This is a genomic window from Microvirga sp. P5_D2 (genome assembly GCF_054049475.1).
In genome coordinates, this window is record NZ_JBFUMH010000375.1 from 1 (window position 1) to 1,036 (window position 1,036).

At 60.5% G+C, this 1,036-nt stretch carries 2 protein-coding genes; one reads left to right on the top strand and one right to left on the bottom strand.

Annotated features, from left to right (window positions below; genetic code table 11):
• On the bottom strand, positions 1-231 hold a 231-nt coding region (locus ACXJKO_RS31775; protein ID WP_457094977.1), incomplete at its 3' end, for an IS630 transposase-related protein.
• A 235-nt stretch (positions 232-466) separates the two neighbouring features.
• On the opposite strand from ACXJKO_RS31775, the gene ACXJKO_RS31780 reads away from it, so the two are divergent.
• Positions 467-832 carry a helix-turn-helix domain-containing protein gene (locus tag ACXJKO_RS31780; protein ID WP_457094978.1) on the top strand — a complete coding sequence of 122 codons (366 nt, stop codon included), beginning with the start codon at positions 467-469 and terminating at the stop codon, positions 830-832.
• Positions 833-1,036 lie beyond the last annotated feature (204 nt).

The window sequence follows — 1,036 nt, forward strand, 5'->3', positions numbered from 1 at the left end:
GGCCTCGACAGTCTGGATCAGGAAGGTCTCATAAGGCACCAGCTTGCCGTGTCCCGGCGGACGGCCCTGGCAGTCCGGCGCCGGCGAGCCGGTGTCCCGGGTTCGCCGCACCAGCCTGATGGCGAAGCTCTCGCTGACGGCAAAGTGCCCTGCCGCCGCCCGGCAGGAATGGCCCGCCTCGACAAAGTCGGCGACGCGCACCCGAAGATCGAGAGAATAGCAGTGACCCATGATCCACCTCCCGTTCCAGCAAGTGAATCACAGATCGCACCAGGCCAAAACCCAGGAGTCGAATTTCCAGTCCGATGCTCTAGCTGTCTGGATACGCGCCACGACTATGGCGAGAGGCGTGTGAACGTGATTAGGACGGTTGATGGTGACGTGTTGCACGTGACCGACACGATGCGAGGCCAGGTTGGCTGCATCATCTCAGATCGGCTCGCGAGCCGCAAAGAAAGGAAGTACTATGGCAACCGCTCGCAGAACCCTTGAAGACGCCAAGAAGAAACCCTTCAAGTTCAGCCCCGAGCAGCGCGAACGGCTCGATCAGATGACCGATGCTGCGGTCACGCGTGCGGCGGAAAGTGATCCAGACAGCCACCCTCTGACAGATGATGAGTTGCGACGGGGTGTCGCCGCTCGAGCCGTTCGGCGTGCCCGTGAGCGCGCCGGGATGACCCAGCGCGAGTTTGCCAAGCAGTACCATTTCAACTTGAGGCGCCTTCAGGATCTGGAGCAGGGTCGGACAGAGCCCGACTCCGCTCTTGAGGGTTATCTCAAGCTCATTGAGCACGATCCCAAGCTTGTGAAGCGCATCCTGGATGCGGCATGAGATCCCTACCCTCATCCCTCAGCTGGCGGGCCGCGGCGACGTGATCCGAGGCTAGCTTCCAAACTTTCATACTCCTCGGATGGAATTGATCTTCCGCGAGTTACCCGCTTGTCGCACCTGTTGGTTCCGGGCCTCCATGTAAGCCGCCAGCGCATCTTTACCATTGGCATTGATCTTGAGCCCAAGCTTCGAACGACGCCATAG